General features: G+C 36.7%; 16 protein-coding genes and 1 pseudogene. 8 read left to right on the top strand and 9 right to left on the bottom strand.

What is annotated here, in order from left to right; genetic code table 11:
* Positions 1-8 precede the first annotated feature (8 nt).
* The 4 genes from IPP61_07260 to IPP61_07245 all read left to right on the top strand — a co-directional run bounded on the left by IPP61_07260 (position 9) and on the right by IPP61_07245 (position 2,874).
* The gene (locus tag IPP61_07260; GenBank protein MBL0324964.1) at positions 9-1,448 is read left to right on the top strand and encodes a hypothetical protein; all 1,440 of its coding nucleotides are present in this window, start codon (positions 9-11) and stop codon (positions 1,446-1,448) included.
* A gap of 105 nt (positions 1,449-1,553) precedes the next feature.
* Positions 1,554-2,081: a DUF2975 domain-containing protein gene (locus IPP61_07255; protein MBL0324963.1), complete on the top strand. Its 528-nt coding sequence runs from the start codon at positions 1,554-1,556 to the stop codon at positions 2,079-2,081.
* Position 2,082: 1 nt separating this feature from the next.
* On the top strand, positions 2,083-2,292 hold the full coding sequence (locus tag IPP61_07250; GenBank protein MBL0324962.1) for a helix-turn-helix transcriptional regulator: 210 nt from the start codon (positions 2,083-2,085) through the stop codon (positions 2,290-2,292).
* A gap of 153 nt (positions 2,293-2,445) precedes the next feature.
* Positions 2,446-2,874, top strand: coding sequence for a DUF1761 domain-containing protein (locus tag IPP61_07245; GenBank protein MBL0324961.1), 429 nt, complete (start codon positions 2,446-2,448; stop codon positions 2,872-2,874).
* 72 nt (positions 2,875-2,946) lie between these two features.
* On the opposite strand, the gene IPP61_07240 is transcribed toward IPP61_07245, so the two are convergent.
* Positions 2,947-3,264, bottom strand: coding sequence for a LytTR family transcriptional regulator DNA-binding domain-containing protein (locus IPP61_07240; protein MBL0324960.1), 318 nt, complete (start codon positions 3,262-3,264; stop codon positions 2,947-2,949).
* A 5-nt stretch (positions 3,265-3,269) separates the two neighbouring features.
* Positions 3,270-4,436 (bottom strand): hypothetical protein, encoded by a 1,167-nt coding sequence (locus IPP61_07235; protein MBL0324959.1) that lies wholly within the window; start codon positions 4,434-4,436, stop codon positions 3,270-3,272.
* A gap of 214 nt (positions 4,437-4,650) precedes the next feature.
* On the opposite strand from IPP61_07235, the gene IPP61_07230 reads away from it, so the two are divergent.
* Positions 4,651-6,633, top strand: coding sequence for a histidine kinase (locus IPP61_07230; protein ID MBL0324958.1), 1,983 nt, complete (start codon positions 4,651-4,653; stop codon positions 6,631-6,633).
* A gap of 3 nt (positions 6,634-6,636) precedes the next feature.
* Positions 6,637-7,380 (top strand): response regulator transcription factor, encoded by a 744-nt coding sequence (locus IPP61_07225; protein MBL0324957.1) that lies wholly within the window; start codon positions 6,637-6,639, stop codon positions 7,378-7,380.
* 137 nt (positions 7,381-7,517) lie between these two features.
* On the opposite strand, the gene IPP61_07220 is transcribed toward IPP61_07225, so the two are convergent.
* The gene (locus IPP61_07220) at positions 7,518-8,702 is read right to left on the bottom strand and encodes a hypothetical protein (protein ID MBL0324956.1); all 1,185 of its coding nucleotides are present in this window, start codon (positions 8,700-8,702) and stop codon (positions 7,518-7,520) included.
* A 461-nt stretch (positions 8,703-9,163) separates the two neighbouring features.
* Between IPP61_07220 and IPP61_07215 the strand changes: the two genes are divergently transcribed.
* The gene (locus IPP61_07215) at positions 9,164-12,640 is read left to right on the top strand and encodes a hypothetical protein (GenBank protein ID MBL0324955.1); all 3,477 of its coding nucleotides are present in this window, start codon (positions 9,164-9,166) and stop codon (positions 12,638-12,640) included.
* 23 nt (positions 12,641-12,663) lie between these two features.
* Here the strand turns inward: IPP61_07215 and IPP61_07210 are convergent, their stop codons facing one another.
* From IPP61_07210 to IPP61_07185, 6 genes and pseudogenes are all read right to left on the bottom strand, one after another.
* Positions 12,664-14,037, bottom strand: a complete 1,374-nt coding sequence (locus tag IPP61_07210) for an exo-alpha-sialidase (protein ID MBL0324954.1) — start codon at positions 14,035-14,037, stop codon at positions 12,664-12,666.
* 81 nt (positions 14,038-14,118) lie between these two features.
* Positions 14,119-14,670, bottom strand: a complete 552-nt coding sequence (locus tag IPP61_07205; protein ID MBL0324953.1) for a collagen-like protein — start codon at positions 14,668-14,670, stop codon at positions 14,119-14,121.
* Positions 14,671-14,698: 28 nt separating this feature from the next.
* Complete coding sequence (locus IPP61_07200; protein MBL0324952.1) at positions 14,699-15,178, bottom strand: collagen-like protein; 480 nt, start codon at positions 15,176-15,178, stop codon at positions 14,699-14,701.
* Positions 15,179-15,593: 415 nt separating this feature from the next.
* Positions 15,594-15,668, bottom strand: a pseudogene (locus IPP61_07195) (collagen-like protein).
* Positions 15,669-15,931: 263 nt separating this feature from the next.
* Positions 15,932-16,084 carry a hypothetical protein gene (locus IPP61_07190; protein ID MBL0324951.1) on the bottom strand — a complete coding sequence of 51 codons (153 nt, stop codon included), beginning with the start codon at positions 16,082-16,084 and terminating at the stop codon, positions 15,932-15,934.
* Between the two features lie 13 nt (positions 16,085-16,097).
* The gene (locus IPP61_07185) at positions 16,098-16,928 is read right to left on the bottom strand and encodes a hypothetical protein (GenBank protein ID MBL0324950.1); all 831 of its coding nucleotides are present in this window, start codon (positions 16,926-16,928) and stop codon (positions 16,098-16,100) included.
* 154 nt (positions 16,929-17,082) lie between these two features.
* Here IPP61_07185 and IPP61_07180 point away from each other — a divergent pair, with 154 nt between their 5' ends.
* Positions 17,083-18,933 carry a hypothetical protein gene (locus IPP61_07180; GenBank protein ID MBL0324949.1) on the top strand — a complete coding sequence of 617 codons (1,851 nt, stop codon included), beginning with the start codon at positions 17,083-17,085 and terminating at the stop codon, positions 18,931-18,933.
* The last annotated feature ends 80 nt before the right edge of the window (positions 18,934-19,013 follow it).

The following is a 19,013-nucleotide window of genomic DNA, read 5'->3' as shown; positions in this document are numbered from 1 at the left end:
ACCCGAAATTGATACCTAAAAGCATAAAAAGTCAATACCTCAATTGTGGTATTTTAGTGTTTTCTAAGTTTAATGTGTTGTTTTTCAGTTTTTTACTGATCTTTTTTAATGTCAATTCCCAGTCCATTGATAAGGGTACCCGATATGCTGTTTACCAGGATTATGACTTCAAAAAACATCCTGAGGAACTTACGACAAAGAACTTTTCTCTTTCTGAAGGAATTATTCCGAACCTTGGATGGGGAAAGTTTAAGGCTTGGGTAATTTTGAAACCTGAATCTTTGAAAGGAAAAAAATATTTGCTGATTCAGAATCCAGTTTTCGATGAAATAAAAATCTACAAGGATTCGTCAAAAATTAACACAATCAAACCGGGGACTTTGTTTTCTGAAAGAGAAGTGTCATTTAGGTTTCCAACATTTAATATTGAGAATATTGGGCAAAAGGAAATATACATTTCGGGAATTACTAGTCTGAATCCGGCTAAATTTCCCATCAGGTTGTTTGATGAAGCCGGCCTGACAGCGTTCAGAGAAAATCAGGCCTTGTTAAATGGATTGATTTTTGGTTTTATCGCGATTTTAGTTTTGCTCAATCTTATTATTTTTGGTGTTTTCAAGCTTAGGCCATTCGGCGTATTTGCGGTTTCGGCAGCATTATTTGCTACATTATATTTTTTTCTGGAAGGTTACTTTTTTGGAAAATCCTATTCCACTTTTTTTTTCCAAAACAATTATCTCAACTTCCATTATTTAATCTATTTTGGATTTCAGCTGAGCAATTACCGGATATTCAGTTCTGTTTTTCAGCTGGAAATAACAAAAAACGAACGTCTTTTTACAATCTTCAGAATCCTGTTTTTGGTCGGAATCATCGAAGGAATAATAATGTTTTTCTCGCCACTTTGGTATGGTTACATTGATAATTTGACTGTAAAGACAATAGGTATGACCATCAGAATAGGTGCAATGCTCATGAATATTGTGATGCTGTTGATTTTACTTAAAATAGGAAAAGAGAATAAGCTCGCCAGATGGTTTTTAGTGGCGATGATTCCGGGTTGGCTGGTTTATCTGGCACCCAGGTTCTTATCGTTTTTATTTAATGATTTCTGGTTTACCATGCCCCAATTATATTCGGTTTCAATGGTTTGGTACATTGCAGTGGTAAGCTTTGGCCTGGCAACAGAAGTTTATAAAAACCTTCAATTTGATGATTCAGGTGCCAAAGAATCCGAGAATAAGAAAACTCTGAAATCAGATATACTCTCAAAACGAGAGACTGAAATTTTATTGGCATTTACCAACGGGTTCAGCTATACCGATATTTCCGATGCCATGTTTATAAGTCCTCATACCGTAAGAACACACTTAAAAAATATTTACAGCAAAATTGGAGTCAACTCTAAAGCTGAGGCTGTAAGGTGGGTGCTCGGAGAGGAAAAATAAAATAATCCATTCATCCTGATTTTTCTTTCTTTTAAATAAATATTTATTGTTTTTCAATAAAATATTATTGTTATTTGCATCATCAAAATTAAAAAAAGCAAATTTATGGAAAAGCATTCTAGAACATTTTTAAAACTGATGGAGGTATTTGCAGGTATAGCCATGGTGGGCTATGCCATTGAAGCCGGCAGCAAGATTATCGCAACTATTGTGAGTATGTACAACCCCGTGGGTGCACACAACTTGTACATCGGGCTAGATATGAGTCCGGTTTATGCTTATAGTAAATCCTATTTCGTTATGGCGATGAGTATGCTTATAGCAATTCCGATGCTTAAATCGGCCATCTGGTGGGCAGTGATTGTGATGCTCAGGAAGCTGGATCTGGACAATCCTTTTTCACAAGACTTTACATCAGGTTTCGGAAAAGTGGTCAATTTGTTAAGCGGAATTGTGATTTTGAGTGTAATTGCCAATATTTGGTTAAAATGGCTCGAAAAGACAGTTGGGCATTTTGATTTTCCCCGATTGGCTGTGGAAGAATACCTCTTTATGACGGCCCTGGTATTTATCCTGACCCAGATATTCAAAAAAGGACACGAACTCAAACAAGAAACCGACCTTACGATCTGAAATGGCCATAATAGTAAATCTTGATGTAATGATGGCCCGCCGCAAAATGAGCCTCAACGAACTCTCGGAAAAGGTTGACCTCACGTTGGCCAACCTCTCTATACTGAAAACCGGCAAAGCCAAAGCAATACGGTTCAGCACACTAGACGCCATCTGCCGAGCCCTCGACTGCCAGCCGGGAGATATTTTGGAGTGGAGGGAGAGTAATTAATTATTAAAAATCAGTTTATTACTAAATAAGAAAGACATTGGGTAGGCCGTAATATTTTAAGCTAAAAATATTAGTAACACTTTAATAGAATTTGTGACTTTCCGAATTTTTCTTACATTTGAATATATTTCAAACCCTAATACACTGTTAATCATGGATTTAAAAATTAATTATTTGGCGATTGGCATTGCAGTCATTGCCAATTTTGTACTTGGATTTTTATGGTACACCCCGTTGTTTGGAAAAATCTGGGCCAAAGAACTCAAAATGGACACTACCCAGACTCCTGACCCCAAAGTGATGATGAAAGGCATGGCTTTTAATCTGATCGGAAATTTCTTTTTTGCGTATGTGTTTGCACACAACAATGCCGCCTGGAGCTACGTGCCGGGAATGGACCAAATGGGCAAAGTGGGTACAATCCTCAATTCATCTATTTTCACATGGTTAGGATTTTATGTGCCGTATCACCTGGGTGCTATCGTATGGGAGAGCCGCTCATGGAAATTGTTTTTTATCAATACAGGGTACGCCCTTGCTAGCCTTCTGTTGGTAGCTAGTATTTTGACTTTTATGGGATAAAATTTAAAATCCGAAATTAAAAAACCTCACCAAATTCAAATGGTGAGGTTTAATCATTATAAAATATTTGGGCTACTGAACAATTATTCTTTTTAGATTCTCCCGTCTCCTTCTTGACACTTTGAATTGAATTTTATTTTTAAGCTTTAAATTTTCAAATTGATTACCGGTTTTTGCTACGAACTCCATATTTACAATTACTGACCTGCTAATTCTAACAAATCCAAATTGCTCATAGTCTTCCTGAAATCTCTTTAATGTTTTGGCCAATATAAATTTTTTACCATTTTGAAGATGAATTTCTGTATAGTTGATATTGGCTTTCAGAAAGATAATATCACTTGAGTTTACTTTATGGTTTCTGTCTATTTTTAATAAGGGGATGTTCATGGTTATCAATTGTTTACCTGGTAATTGTATCTTACTTCTGCCCCTAAAAATTTCAAATCAGCATCAAAAGGCATAGCAAATACCAGTCTGTAAAAATTTATTTGGTTGTTAATCACAATATTTGAATTTATACCTTGAGTTCGAATACCGAAAGGGTCATTTACATTGGGTATAGTCCCTGAAAATATATTGGAATATGCCTGTGGAACAACAGTATGGTCAAATTTTTGAATAGCCCATGATGTCATTCCTAAAGTGGCATCTCCATCTATATAATAAAACAAAATTTGTGTTACAGTAGCACCATTTGGGAGCGTCAAGGGTGCATGTACAGAGCCTGCTCCCGAGGAGCCAGTGAACACAATTCCTTGGTTATCATGGGTTATTGAATTAGTAGATATATGAGCTACAAATGCAGCAGCTGGGATTTTTATAACTTCAGTACGGGTAATATTTGACCAGGAAGCCGTTCCTAAATTGTCCCCCGATCTTAAAAACCTTCCTGCTGCGGCATTTTGTCCTTCAAACCTTAGCGAACCTGCCGTTCTCAATGCAATACCGCCTGCTACCGTATTTTCGAATACCCCCGCCCGGGCATTTATATTATTTGCCAAACCATACACAGCATCACCGCTGGTAGCTGTGTGGCCATAAACTCCTTTGCCGATGTTGGTTGTGCCATAGACGCCTGCCCCGCCACCGTCGTGCTTGCCATAAACCCCATAACCATTGGCATTCAATGAGTTATTTATACCGGCTACACCTGCAGTATTTCCAGATGGAGCGGTTTCAAATGCATTCCCTAAAACCCCGTTTGCTCCATTTATGGCTGACATGGTCATACCCTGAATACCCGCAGAGTTTAAGCCTCCTCCTGTATTTAAGATTGACAACCCCGCCGCTGAGAAGGCCCCACTTCCACTATAAGGTAAGGTCAATGATCCACCGCCTCCAGTTGAAGTTTCAACAGCCACCCACCCACTGCCACTACAAACATGTGCTTTGTTGTTAGAGGTCAGAAATACCACTTTGCCATAATCGGCAGCAGTACATCCGGGTAGGTTTGTGACTTTGGGTAAATCTAAACTTTGGGGATTTATGCTGACCGACTGTGCAAATGAACCAAAGTTTGCCAGTATGAGTACTGCTCCTACAATTCTTATTATTTTCATAAATTTTTTGTTAAATTTTTACTTTTAAACAGAAGCAAAATTGATTCGAAAAAAAAATTAATAATTCTTCAATTATCATGAAGCATTGTTGGCTGTACCAATTGTAAGATTTTCTTATCCAGTGGTAAAAGCTCGATTTTTTCAAAATTTGCCAGTTTGGAATTGTAAAAAAAAGGGGGCTATTTTAGGGTAAATTTTATTACCGAGAACTCAAATGAAAGGTTTTTTAATCCTTGTTTTTGTCTTTACAACGTGGGAGACTTTAGGTCAAACCCAGACCATGTTGTTGTACAAGTGCGAGAATTATTACTTAGCCGGGCAACAAGATTCTGTAAGAAAATACGCCAAAGTAGCTCTGGATTTCGTTCAAAAAAATAGTGAAAACCATAGTAGCTTCCAGTATTATTTGGCAAATTCCAACATGCGATCTTATCCGGATAGTTCTTTTAAAGTTTTAAGTGCAGTTTACAAAGATTTCCAAAAACGAAGCGACACCAAATTTCTATCATTTATTCATACTTCATTTGGAGGATATTACCGCAAAATCGGAAACTTTAAAGAGGCCATTGCCAATTATCAAAAAGCCATAACTTTTGCTGAAAAGCATTTTGGTACTTCAGACCCACAAAAACTCAACCAAATAGTGGCCGCACAGTATAACAGTATAGCTATTGTTAACTTCGAAATGTCTGATTATGAGCTGTCTACACAAAATGCTCTAAAAGCCTTGAAAATGGCCAATCAGTACAATTTGCCTCAGATAGAGCTGGCCTCCAGTATAATTTTGGGCAACATTCAGATGCATTTTAAGCAATTGGATCAGGCTGAGAAGAGCTTTTTTTCGGCAAAAAATTTATCATCAAAAATCAATGATCAGTATCGCCATGGGGTGGCTTTAGCCAATTTGGGAATTATAAATCTGTTGCGGGTTGAGAACTCTGCACAAAATAAAAAGGCCTATTCAGCCTCAAAAAAGTATTTCCTTGAAGCACTTAATATGGCTAAAACTCAGAAAGATTATACGGCTATTACGGCAAGGTATTCTAATTTGGCCAACGTAGAAAATGCCGTTAAAAACTTCAAGGGTGCAAATGCTTACCTGCAGGAAGCTTTGAAAAATGCGGAGCTTTCCAATTCGAAACTCTTGAAAATGCAGGTTACGACTTCTCTCGCCAGAAATCATTTGGAACTAAATGACACTCCAAAGGCTATTGAATTGGCCAATATTGCCCTTGAAATGTCGAAGCAACTAAGCAACGAAAAAGAGTTGCCCAATTTGTACAATATTTTACAGGAAGCATATACCAAAGAAAAGGATTTTTCAAAAGCCCTGAAATACCAAAAAGCCCAAATGGCTGCTAAAGACAGTCTTTATACCACTAATACTACCGCCAAAATCACAGAGTTGCAAACCAAATATGAAACCGAAAAGAAACAAAAAGAAATAGAAGTACTCACCCTTCAAAATCAAACCAAAGAAGCCCAACTCAAACAAAAAAACTATCTTATTTTGGCTGCTGCTTTGGGTATTTTTTCGCTTTTGGGAGGTTTTTATTTTTGGAATAAACAACGAAAACTGAAGAATGTAAAAGAGGCAGCCGAAATGAAACAGAGGCTTTTGAGGGCACAGCTTAATCCGCATTTTTTGTTTAATTCTTTAAATTCTATTCAAAGACTTTATGTAGAAGGTAAAACCCACATTGCCAATGATTTCATTGCCGATTTTGCACAACTGATGCGGGATATTTTGGAAAAAACGGGCAGGACACAGATTCCAGTTTATGAAGAAATGGATTTCATTGAAGCCTACCTTTCGCTTGAAAAAAGACGGCTGGGCGATAAGTTTGATTATGAAATATTGCTGAGTGATGAGGTCAGAAACGGTGATTATAACATTCCATCTTTTATAGTTCAGCCATTGGTCGAAAATGCACTTCTGCATGGTATCTTACCTAAAAATGAAAGAGGAAAAATAGAGGTAAAAGTTGAAACACTATCAAACGCCAGTCTTGAAATAAGTGTGAAAGACAATGGAGTCGGGTACTATTCAGGCAAGAAAAATCCAAACCACAAATCTAAAGCTATGGAATTGATTAAGAATCGTTTAGGGAAAAGTGGGGCTATTCAAATTAAAGAATTGAAGGACACAAATGGGCAAGTTGATGGTACAGAAATAAAGCTAATTTTAGAATATTAGGCCATGTTAAAAATCATTATTATTGACGACGAAGAGGATTCACGGTTTCTTTTGAAGCGAGCCATAGAAGACCATTTCGGAGAAATTACGAAGGTGGTGGGTGAGGCAGAAAATTGTAAAAAAGGCCTCGATTTGATACAAAATACCGTATTTGATTTGCTTTTTCTCGACATCAAAATGCCCGATGGAACCGGATTTGATTTGCTCAGCAAATTGGATTCTAAAGACTTTTCCGTGGTTTTTGTGACGGCATTTGATCATTTTGCCATCAAAGCTTTTGAGTTTTCGGCGGTGGGATATTTGGTAAAGCCATTTAAGTCTTCGGATTTGAGAAAGACGATTGACAGAATACTGGAGTCAAAAACCGAAACCAATGCCCAACAAACACCTTTCAAGATTCTTCTGGAAAACTACGAGCAGACCCAAATCCGGAAAATAGTCCTGCCCAACAACGATGGCTTTGTGGTGGTGAAACTTGAGGAAATAATTTATGTCAACAGTGTCCGAAATTACTCGGAATTCCATCTGATTTCAGGACAAAAAGTACTCACCTCCAAGCCGCTTATTACTTACGAAAACCTGCTGACCGACCAGGGTTTTTTTAGGATACATCATTCTTACTTAATAAACCTGAGTCATCTAAAGGCCTTTGTAAGGTCAGAGGGCGGAGCCGTAAAAATGCACAACGGCGATCTTTTGCCAGTCTCTCGACAAAAAAAGGGCGAGTTGATGGATAGGTTTTTGTGAAAAATTTCAAGCCGAAAACTTATTAGATCCAAAATCACTGATTGAACCCGTCTTTATTGTGAGCTTACTGAGTTTTCCAATTTTTAATAATTGGGGTTTTGAATATTTTTTATAAAAAAAAGTCAAGGTCTTCATTCTTAAAATGCTTTTTTTATTTTTGTGGTAACCTCAACTCCGGTTTTTGTAAGGAATCTTAGAAAAATGATTTCCGATTTTATCTCCGAAATATCAATTCGGTTCTCAATTATCCCTGGTTTTGAGATTTCATTTCCTTTAAGGTCTATAATTGCAAAGTCTGAAATATTTTTCGCGAAACTTTCTTCTAATATCAAATGATCATAGGCTGGATTTGGAAAAACTTTCAATTTCAGGTTATTGATGAAATCCGTAGCGATAATTTTGGAAAATGTAAAATCCCCGCTCCAGTCTTTTTGCTTAAGTCTATAGTAATTTAGTCCCAGGAGCGGACTCCCATCTTCATATTGATAAAGGATATTTTCCGAAGATGGGTGTGCTGAGGGTAAAAATCCCAACGATTCAAAGTTCACTGCATCAGAACTTCTTTCAATTTCAAAACCCATGTTATTGATTTCTTTTGAAGTCTCCCATTCCAGAGTGATTTTGCCAATGGTTTGTTTCGCTTCAAATCGTACCAATTTGACAGGGAATGCCCCGTTTAATGGCTCGGGCTCAAATTGAAAATCATTGAAATTGTTGTTGGTATCAGTATTATTCGGTCTCCAAATCGGACCATTGGGTGCTGGGGATGGTGCATTACCGAGATTTCCCTCAGAGAAATCGGCACCACCGAACCCTACAAAATCAATGAGGTCAGCCAAGCCATTAGGGTCAAATACTCCTGTAGGAATAAGATTGGTTGTGCTCATTAAAACCAATTTACCACTATTATCTAAGCCATTAAATCTGAACAGAGGTGCATTAAAGTCTGGATTGGCAATGGGGGCAGTGTTGGGTTGATTTGTGCCAAATACTGGTATCCTGATTAAATAAAAAGTTGATGCGAGCATTGAATAATTTGGCAAATTAAACTTAGCCCATGAATCAGAACCACTAGTAGCAAATTGAACACTCCATCCACTGAGCGACTGGGCTACGGGACCAGAGTTATATAAGACCATATAATCATCATTGTAAATAGCACCAGTTTGTCTGCTCCCAGCATAAATTTCGTAGATATAAACCAAACCTGAAGAGTTGTAGTGTAAAAATTGAAGAAAAAATACAACGATCAATGATTTTAGATAATTAAACCTGAATGGCTTTAAAAAACCATTTGGAAAGGATTTAAAAGAAAATTTCATATTTTACTAATTTTGGATATACTTCGTCCAATATTAGTACCGGAAAGATTTCGAAATTGTATTACTTATCAGGCTGTCTATTAATGCTGACAATAGTGAATAATTAATTATCCATTAGAATCTAAACTCTCTAAAGGATTTGACTTGAAGGGTCGAGTTTTTCATCATTTTAAATATTTAGTGCTAGCTTTCTAAGTCCTTCTGAGCTTTTTGAATATAACATTCCTAAGAATATAATTCTCTCAATTTAGTTCATTAGTCTTTTCGCAAAAAATCAAAAGAAGTATTTTCTACTCTACCGCAAAATAAAATTTTGTCAAAGTCTTCATTTACATTACGTTAATTTGTAAATATCCGTATTTCCCCTATGGTTTTTCAAAAAATGTTAATCGATATTTGTTGCAGCCTGTAAACTCAGGATTTCAAAATTAATCATATTTAAGAAAATGATTTATTGAGCCATGACCCATAAATATTTCCATCCTGAAAAATTTCTGATTTTTTTTATTTTAATATTTTTCAATTTAATCTCACCTACATTTGCTCAGTTTGACCGTTACTGGGATGGTGGCGGAGGTGCAGATAAAGATTGGAACAACCCCCTCAACTGGGACGGAAACACCCTTCCTCAACCCTCTCAGCGGGTCAATTGCTCTGGCGACACCATCGATATTTCAGGGGTTTCGGTTGCCAATTGCATTAACTTTTATTATGTGTTTCTCAGGATTAAAGAGGGGGGAGAGTTGAAGTTAGGATATGGAGTAGCCACCCCACCTGATACAACTATTTCTCTAAAGAATTCTTTAGCCTACAATTTCGGAAAAGTGAAAATTATCGGTGGAGAAGATCCTATAAACATAAATTTAAAAAATAGTTTTTGGATTAATGGCAAAGCAAGCGGAGATGCAGATTCGTTGGTTATTGAAAACTTCCAAATTAGTGGAATCTACCAAAGTTCGATAGTGGTGGATCCCACGAGTGTTTTCACCAATCTAAAAACAGGAGTCGTAAAAATTAAAGATCATTATGGCTCTTTGGTCGAAAATAACAACCGGATTATTAATAACGGGAGTATGATGTTTGAAAACACCAAGGGGGGATTTGTGAACAACGACACCCTTCAAAACACAGGGAAAATCAGGTTTCTAACCACCAATACCAATGATTGCCTTATTAATAATGGTTTCTTTTCCAATACCGACTCCCTGGTGTTTAACCACTGTATCCTTACCCATATTCGCAATCTGGGTTTTTTTATCAATAATCCTGCTGGTAATATTATATCTGGTGTGGGGTCAGGTGCAGGTACCAAAGGGATTTGGAATACCGGCCGATTTGAAAATCAGGGCAAAATCAGGATGGACAGTGTTGGCTATATTTTTCTACAAAATGACAATTATTTTCTCAATCAAAATGAGATAAAAAACCTTAAAAGTGGAATAATTATCAATACAGATACCCTAAGAAATTTAGGAATCCTGACCATGAACGAAGTTTTAGATTCAACCTTTATTTCAAACAAGGGTTTTCTTGAAAACTCAGGGACAATTCTACTTAATCACGGAAAGGCCAGTGGTATAAAAAACTATGGATATTTGCTCAATAACCCTTCAGGTGTGATTCAAACCGACTCTTTACATCCTAACGATAGTGTAAGTCCCATTGGGATTTTTAACAAAAAGAAAATCAGAAACCTGGGAAATATTACCGTGGGTTATACTTTTGGTACGGCTATTTTAAATAACGCTCCAAATGACTCAATCATAAATTATGGGACGCTCACTGCCAATTGGTTTGGCATAAACGGCCTTATTAATGAGAATTCAAGAGTTTTTAATGGAAATACAGGGATTTTGAATATTTACGGAACCGGAAATTTTGACCTTTCAAATACCCAAAACTTTGGCTTTCAAAATAAAACCGGTAGCTGGCTGGAAAGTCAGGGAAGTATGAATATCTGGAAAATGACCGGCGTAGCAATAAAAAATGAAAATGCCACAATCAAGCTCAATGGACTGGTACAAATTGACAGTTCTCTACAGGAAAGTATTCACAACGCAACGGGCAAAATATTTCTTCAACCCGCTGCTAATCTGAAAATTACACGCCATTTATACATAAACCGGGATATAATAAAGAATGAAGATTTTATGCAAAATGAAGGAATCGTTGAGATTGGCACCGACCTCCCCTCCGATGCTCCCAATCAATTTGCTATCAGAAATCTTGACTCTCTTATAAATTTGGGACAAATAAGAGTTTACAAAGCCCGTGATATCAATGGAATTCAGAACACCAATTATATGAGCAATTCGGGTAGTATTGATTTAAGGAAATCTTTAAGATATGGTATTCAAAATTCCGGAAGATTTAACAATCAACCCAATGCTATCATTACAATTGATAGTATGGATTATTCGGGATTGCATCTGGCAGCAATTAGTACAACGACAAAATTTGAAAACAGGGGAATTGTTACTTTGAAACATCTGACTCAGAGCGGATTACAAAACCTCAACAATACGCAGGGCTTTGATAATTATGGCCAGCTCAGAGTCTTCCGGCATGTGCAGTTGGGCCTGATTAATACTGGAAACGCAAGTCTTTTTGATAATAAAAGTACTGGATTGGTGTGGATTGACAGTTCTGCTACCCAGAGTGTGTTCAGAGGGGAAGGATTGTATCTGGATCAGGCATCCTCTTTTATCAATAATAATCTGGTGAAAATAAAAACCACCCTCAGCAGCCCGATTCAATTTTTTAACAATGCCGCCTATACCAACAATGACAGTACGATTCTGTTCAATGGCCTGAATGGCTATGTTTTCAGCAATCAAAACGCCAATTTTCAAAATAACAATAATGCTTATCTTGAGCTGAATGGTAACAATTCCACTGTTGGGGCTCAATTTCATATCAATCAGACATTTACAAATAATGGCAGGATACGGATGCAGGATTTTACAAAGAGAGCCATGTACATGCAGGCAAATTTTACCAATAGCACCACCGGAAAACTTCATTTCAAAAATGGAAGCTCAAAAACTGAATATGCGATTGAGTCTGATTTCGGAATTGTGAATAATGGTGAAATAACCACCGAAAACGTACGGCTGGGAATCGTATTTTTCAACGGAAGCCTCTACAATACAGGTCTTTTTGATTTCAGTGGGGTGGATTCCATGGCAATTTACAGTTATTCACCAGACTCTGTTGCCAATAGTGTTTGCGGAAAAATGATTCTGAACGGAAAGCTTTTCATGAGCGATTTTAGAAATCGGGGTTACGCAGATCTGAGATTTACGGGAATAAGCAATATTGCTAATTCGGGATTATTTATCAATAACGGAATAATGGTTGATCGCTACAATAGTCTGGCAGATGAAGGTATTTTTCGCCCGGGAGCGACCGTGAAAGATATTACAAATAACGGAATATTTCTGGAGTCATTTTTGGGTCCTTTAAGCAATGGAATCAAAGAAACCGCCAATATAGTAGCCGGAGCGTCAGCACCTTCAGTAGCCGGAAACTGGTATCTCGATCCGGCACTAACTCAGTTGGCTGGCACTTATAGCACCGGGTATTTTTTACCCAATAGCCTGGCAAATGCTGCCACAAATTTTTATTTTACTACCAATTTCCCGGGTTGCCCGAAAGTGATAGAAGTGCCACACATCCAAAATCCGGTTTGCAGACCAAAAGTATTTATTTTCAACAATTTTTTGGGTGACAATAACTGGACCAAGCACCAAAACTGGTCTACGGGGCGGCAACCCGACTATTGTGACAAGGTTTTAATGTTAAATTCCAACCTTAAATTAACAGTACCTACGGGTTATAAAATTAAAGCTAATTCTATAGATACTGATGCGTTTCCATTTGGTTTTGTTTTGGATATACAAAATGGTGCCATAGCCGATTTCCCTAATAATCGCTGAATAAAATGATTATTGATTTTAAATTAATCAATCTTTGAAAAATACACCGAGGGACTATTTGTACTAAAACCCTGACCCACAAAATAAACCGAGACGGTCATGACCATATTTTTCTTACCGGCAGCATCCCAGGCGACATCGATAAAATTAGTGAAGTTTTTGGTACTGGAAGTGATGGCTGTAATATACCCATCGTAGTATAAATCGCCAGAGCTTGCGAAAGTATCTTTTGAGGCGTTTTGAGATAATCCCTTGGCAACCCATTTGCCATTTTTGTAAAACAACCCAAAAGCTTCGTTGCTCTCAGACAAACCACCAGTCTGGATCATTACCGCCATTTCACCATTTGGCCCCTGATTTGCCTGGAAACTTTGAATTTTTACCCCCTCTTTTTGGATAGAAGCCAAAATACTGGTTTTTCGGGCTGACACATCAAAATCCCAGATTTGCTCACTTTCTAAAGTAGATGCCGGAGGTCTGATGATAATGTGATCATCGCCTTTTTCATCATAAAGAAGTTGGGCAGGGTTGTTAAATGTATTTCCCTCTTGATACAGCGGATATTGATATGCAATTTCTGCCTTTGTTCCATTGTAGAGAAAAAGGGTTTTGACTCCAGACTCGGCAACAAATTCACCAATAAAATGCAGTTTGTTTTGCTTATCATAATAACCGCTAAGATTTTGAAATCCCAAATTAGGAGGTGCGCCGCCCGGATATTTAGGTTTACCCGGAGTGGAGTAATCTTTAAAGTTTCCAAAACTCCCCCCGTTTAAAGTGGCTTCTGTGATTAAATCGGCATAATACCAATAACTATTCCAGTGGTTTTTCAAGGTTTCGTCACTCACTTGCGACCATACCACATGTACTTTGCCAGCGTTGTCGAGGGTTGGAAACCATGAAACTTGCATAAGCTCATCACTAGCCAGCATGATAGGTTTTCCAAAAGCATTGCCATTTAAAACAGCATAGAACAAAGTGCCAATATTATAGCCACCAGTGCCTTCCAGTGTTGTTTCTGCCACAGGATACTGTGACTTGTCGCTACTACCGAAGCGTTTCCAGATAGCATAAATTGTTCCTCCACCGTCTTGAATCAGTTTAGGAATGGATGATCCGTTTCCGGTACCGTCATTGCTGATGGTCACAGGTGTGCTCCAGGTTTTTCCTTTATTGGAAGACGAAGAATAATACACAAATACCGGTTTTCCAAAATCGGGTTTTTCAAGAAAAACCGCATGATAGGTTCCGTCTTTGGCTATCATCAAATCACAATAGCTGGCTTTTTCAAATTGGGAGAGTTTTACTTCTTCAGTTTTGGGGTTTGCGTCAGTTGGAAAAAGTTTGCAGCCAGAGAAAGAAATTAAGAGGAATATAAATGCAATCAAATTTTTCATTTTTTTATCTTTTGGAATTAATACTTTGAAATTTTTATAAATCGATTGGTTTCGACTTGAGTAGTTCCATGTCTATTTTTTTTAATCAGTTAGGTCTAAATATTTCTTAACTGATTCGTAGTTTAACATATCTACCTCTGCAGCCCTTCGAGCCCCAGCAGGAATAATAACCATTCTGAATTTATAACCCGTGGTTAATTTTGTACCTCCCAATGCCGGATTAATGCTATAGGTGAATTGAACAAGTTGCTTATTATTTGTATTTAATAAGTAACCAAAAAACTTTGTTCCGTTGGTTTGTGAATAGGGCAATGGATATACAAAACTTTCTCCAAAAGGCTGCATATAGAAATATACATTGCCTTTGTTGGCGATATCAGCTGTTAATGCTGATAAACCCAATATTGCCCCAAAAGAGGTAGCACTGAGTGCTCCCCAGGCATCTGCGTTTACTGCATACCAGGAAGTAACCAACATTCCTTTTGAATTGGTGATGCCCACCTCCCCTTTGTCTCCCGTTGCACCCTTTGATCCTTGAGCACCAACAGGACCAACCTCTCCTTGCTCGCCTTTTTGACAAGCAAAAACTAATGACACTATCGTAAGAATCAATATTTTTCGTAAAGTTTTCATATCAACATTTTTTTAATTTTAGTCCCATTTAGTTTATTACCCACCGAAAAGTCATGTCTGAAGTAGGTTTAGCAGGTACATTTAAGTTATTTCCAGGCAATATATTAATCTTTATTCTCCCCCCATTCTCAGAGTAGAATGCGGGTAAAATTCTATCTAAATTTCTATCTAAAGGCAATTGAAACTGTTGAGTTGTCGAAGAAACCCACCAAATACTGAATATTCCCTTATCTATTACTTCTATTGTGATGGCACTTACGGGAACCTCTGCATAATATTCATTATACTCAGTACTATTTGAAAGACGTTTCCAATCGGCAACTTTAATCGTAAAACTACCTGTTTGGGTTTTGGGAAATACACCGCTCACTCCAGGGTCGCCTTTTGCACCTTTTTCACCTTGTTGTCCAGCTAAACCTTGTGGTCCTATAGCCCCCTTTTCGCCTGTACAATTCATGAACAAAACTGCGAAAATGCTCAGTATTCCTATTATTGTTCTTGTTTTCATGGTTCTAATCATTGAGGTTTAGAGCTTTTTTTACTTCGTTATAATCTTTCCAGTTTACATTTGCTAACCGCCCTGATTTTGCGGCAGGTACTATGACGTATCTTACTTTAATTTGCCAAAATAGAAATATAGAGGGGCTCACAGGTTCAGATTGTTTAAAAAATAACTCATAATCCATCGAACCAACATTTGCTTTGAAAGTAAATAAGAATTCGTTTGTCTCATCGGGCATGGGAAAAACCGCAGTATTATCTAAAAAAGGAGCATTTCGGCGGTAATAGGCCAAAATCAAGCCTTGATCAAGGACGGCTTGGGTGAGCTGAGCTTCTGTTTGAGTAACAACTGCCTTAAAGCCAGTGAGTTTCCAATTTGGAACATCAATAACTCTCCAATCAGAAGCATATCCACTAAAAGCCCCCTTGTCGCCAGTTGGGCCTTTGTCGCCTTTTTCTCCTGCTATACCGGCAGCTCCCTGTGGCCCAACATCTCCTGCAGGTGCCTCGCATCCAGAAATACCAAGTAAAGCCGATAGAATGAGGGCGTTTAATAATTGAATTTTCATGGCTAAAAAGATTGATTTACAGTACAAAGCTCTATTAAATCTCAAAGAAGAAAATCAACCTAAAATGGTATTTTATAAACTACCACAAAAGGTGTAGTTTTAAACAAAATCCACAGAAAAAAAGCACTAAATCATGAAAATTTAGTGCTCTGTGAAAGTTTATTTTCGACAAAAAAGTGTTCTAACAGCTGCTACCTTCTAATTTTTTGAGGTGGCTTAGGGGCTATTGCTTTACCGCTGGCTGTTCTGGCACCTTTATATTTTTTATAAATTGGGTGCGGTCCAGCAGAAAGTGTAGAAATCAAAAAGATATTGCAAAGAATGAAAATTAGTGTCTTTTTCATGATTATAAAGATTTTAGTTACAATTTGAGTAAGAATATGTTTTGGTAAAGGTTTTCTTTTCAATGGCATCAGCAGAGGCTCTTTCTATTACAAAATTATTGGCGTTGAACTTTCGAGTTGCTTTATAGTCATAATACACACGTGTTTTGTCTGTTAACTCTGTCCAATCTTCGTTATATTGAGTAGAGAATGTTCCGGAGAGAGGAAATATATTAACTGACAAAAGGTAAAGTGGGTCGGAGTAAATCATATCGTAGATAAATTGTGCAGGCTCAAAAGAGTGCCCCTTAAAAACCATTCTGTAAGATTTTCTTGTATTATCTTGTTCGTAACTATTTACTACGTTACGATCAATAAGCTTGCCTTGCCACATTACCTCACTTTTTGAAAACGAACCATTTGGGCCATTGTATTCGTAAGTGGCAGTTGATCCGTCTGATTTTACAACAAGTTTGGTTATGCGTTTCTGAGCATCTGTTGTGAACGTAAACTGGTCGTAAAGTTCTCCTTTATCATCTTTATAATCCATTCTGGAAGGTGCTCCATTGGCATCATAAAACCAATTCTGGCTCCAACCAAAATTATCCGTTGTTTTAATTAAATTTCCGGCGGTGTTGTATTCATGAGTGGAAACCAAATCCACTAGTTTTCCCTCATCATCATAATTAAAAGTGCTCTCAACCAACCTTTGATTGCCATCAAATTTATAGAGTTCATAATAACCGTCATCATACGTTATTTTTTGTATTTGGCATACAGTTTCGACTTGTGCCGCATCCTCCGTGGGTTTTTCGCAAGAAAAAGTTAAATAGGCAATGATTAAAAGCAAAAAGTGTTTTTTCATGGTTCTAAGTTTTAATTTAAAATATTTTTACAAATTTCACACTTTCTATAATGCTGAAAATCAACCAAAAAGAGTATATTGACAACTACCACAAAAGGGGTAGTTTTTTTGTGATTAAAAAGGGGTATTTTTGGGAGTTTATTATTCTTTTGTAATGAGAAAAACACTTCTACTTTTTCTTTTGATTTCCTTTGTTTCTAAAGCTCAACTTAGAAAAAGCGAGGTATCCTTTTATATTGATACTACATCAATAAAGGAACTAAAAGATATAACAGGCAACCAACAATTTATAAAAGCAAGAAACAACATTCCTAGTGTAGGAATAAATCGTTTTCCTGTTTGGACTAAGATGACCGTTAAAAATGTTTCTAAAGATCCACAAAATCTGTATGCCCAAATTTTGGTTCCAATCATGGATTCAGTACAATATTTTGTAGTAAAAAATAATACTCTGCTCTCCAAATCTGATAAAATGGGTTGGTGGGCTGTTTTAAAAAACAAAAAATCTCCCAATCCGAATAATTCATATGTTTTTAGCATAAAAGGATTGGAAACGATTGAAATTTATGCAAAAATCTTAAAGACTCATGGCACAGTAAGAATACCTCTTCAAATCGAAATAGAAAAAGAACATTTCAAAGAAATGACCAAAAAAAGTGAGTTTTGGGGGTGGTTTCTTGGAATGGGCTTTGTGGTCATTTTCTTGAATTTATTTCTTTACTCTTTAGTAAAAGAAAAGGTCTATCTGTTCTATTCATTCTATGTTTTTTGTCAGATTTTCAATCTAGACAGCAGTGAAGGCGTACATTCGAGTTTATATATGAACGGCCTTTTAAGCATTTCTGGTAGAAGTGTTTATTATTTTTCAATGACCTTATTGATTATTTCAAGTATTTTATTCCTTAAATCTTATCTCAAAATAAAAGAACTACAACCCAAAATATTCTCTTTAGTATTATATTTTTTGATTATTGTAGGTCTCATTTATGTGCTATTATTGGCCACTCCTGAATCAATAATGGAATTAATTACTACCAAAAAAGTCTTTATCTGGGTTTTCTTTGCTTGGTTTTTTGTGTCTATCGCTTTCGGAATTTTTGTGCTTTTTTACGCTATCATTAAGAATTTAGAACGCAATGCTGCCTATTTGTATTTAGTAGCTGGGGTGCCTCTATTTTTGGTCGGAATTTCACAAATGCTGGGAAACATCACAGTTTTGCCGGTTGAATCGTCAACACAAAGAAGTTACATTTTAATACCTGCCATAGTTTTTGAGATACTTGTGCTTTGCTGGTGGTTGGCAATTAGATTTAAAATGTATTCTGATGATCGTAAAAATCTTTTACTTGAACGGAATAAACATCAACAAATAGTACTAGAAACCGGGACTAAATTTCAGAACCAAGAGAGAAATAGAATGGCAAAAGAACTGCATGATGGAGTCGGAATTGATATTTCTATTATTAAAATGAAATTAGAGGCTATAAATTTAGATTTACTAAAAAAAGGCCTTAACACTGAAACACATGAAATTGAAGATACCATTAAAAGCATTGATAATGTCGTAACCGAAATCAGAAATTTTTCGCATAATCTTGTCCCTCCGGATTTAGAAAACAATGGTTTAGTGCATGTTTTACAAAATTTAATTCAAAACCTCCAAAAAGTGATTCGAGTGGTTGAAATAAATTTTACAACCAATATTAAAGCTAAAATACCAATCGAAATGTCACACAATTTGTTTTTTATAGCAAAAGAGCTTATTAATAATGCAATTAACCACGCAAGCTCCTCAATAATAGACATTGAGTTAATGGAATATCAATCGCGAGTCGAGCTGTGTGTCTCAGATAATGGCAAGCAATATGATTTCAATACAGCAATAAAAAAAGGGGGACTTGGTCTAAGAAGTATTCAATCCAGAGTCGAACTATTAAATGGGACGTTTGAAGTAATTGCAAAAAAGCCAATGGGTAGTTTTCATCAAATAATTATTCCAAAATAGAGGTATTTTCGCATTACCCCTATATGTTTCCATTTTGAAATTCTACTGCTTAAAAACCAAATTTTTCAATTATTAATTCA

The organism is Cytophagaceae bacterium (assembly GCA_016722655.1).
In the GTDB taxonomy this organism is placed as follows: domain Bacteria; phylum Bacteroidota; class Bacteroidia; order Cytophagales; family Spirosomataceae; genus Leadbetterella.
This window is presented reverse-complemented; position numbering and strand designations above follow the sequence as displayed.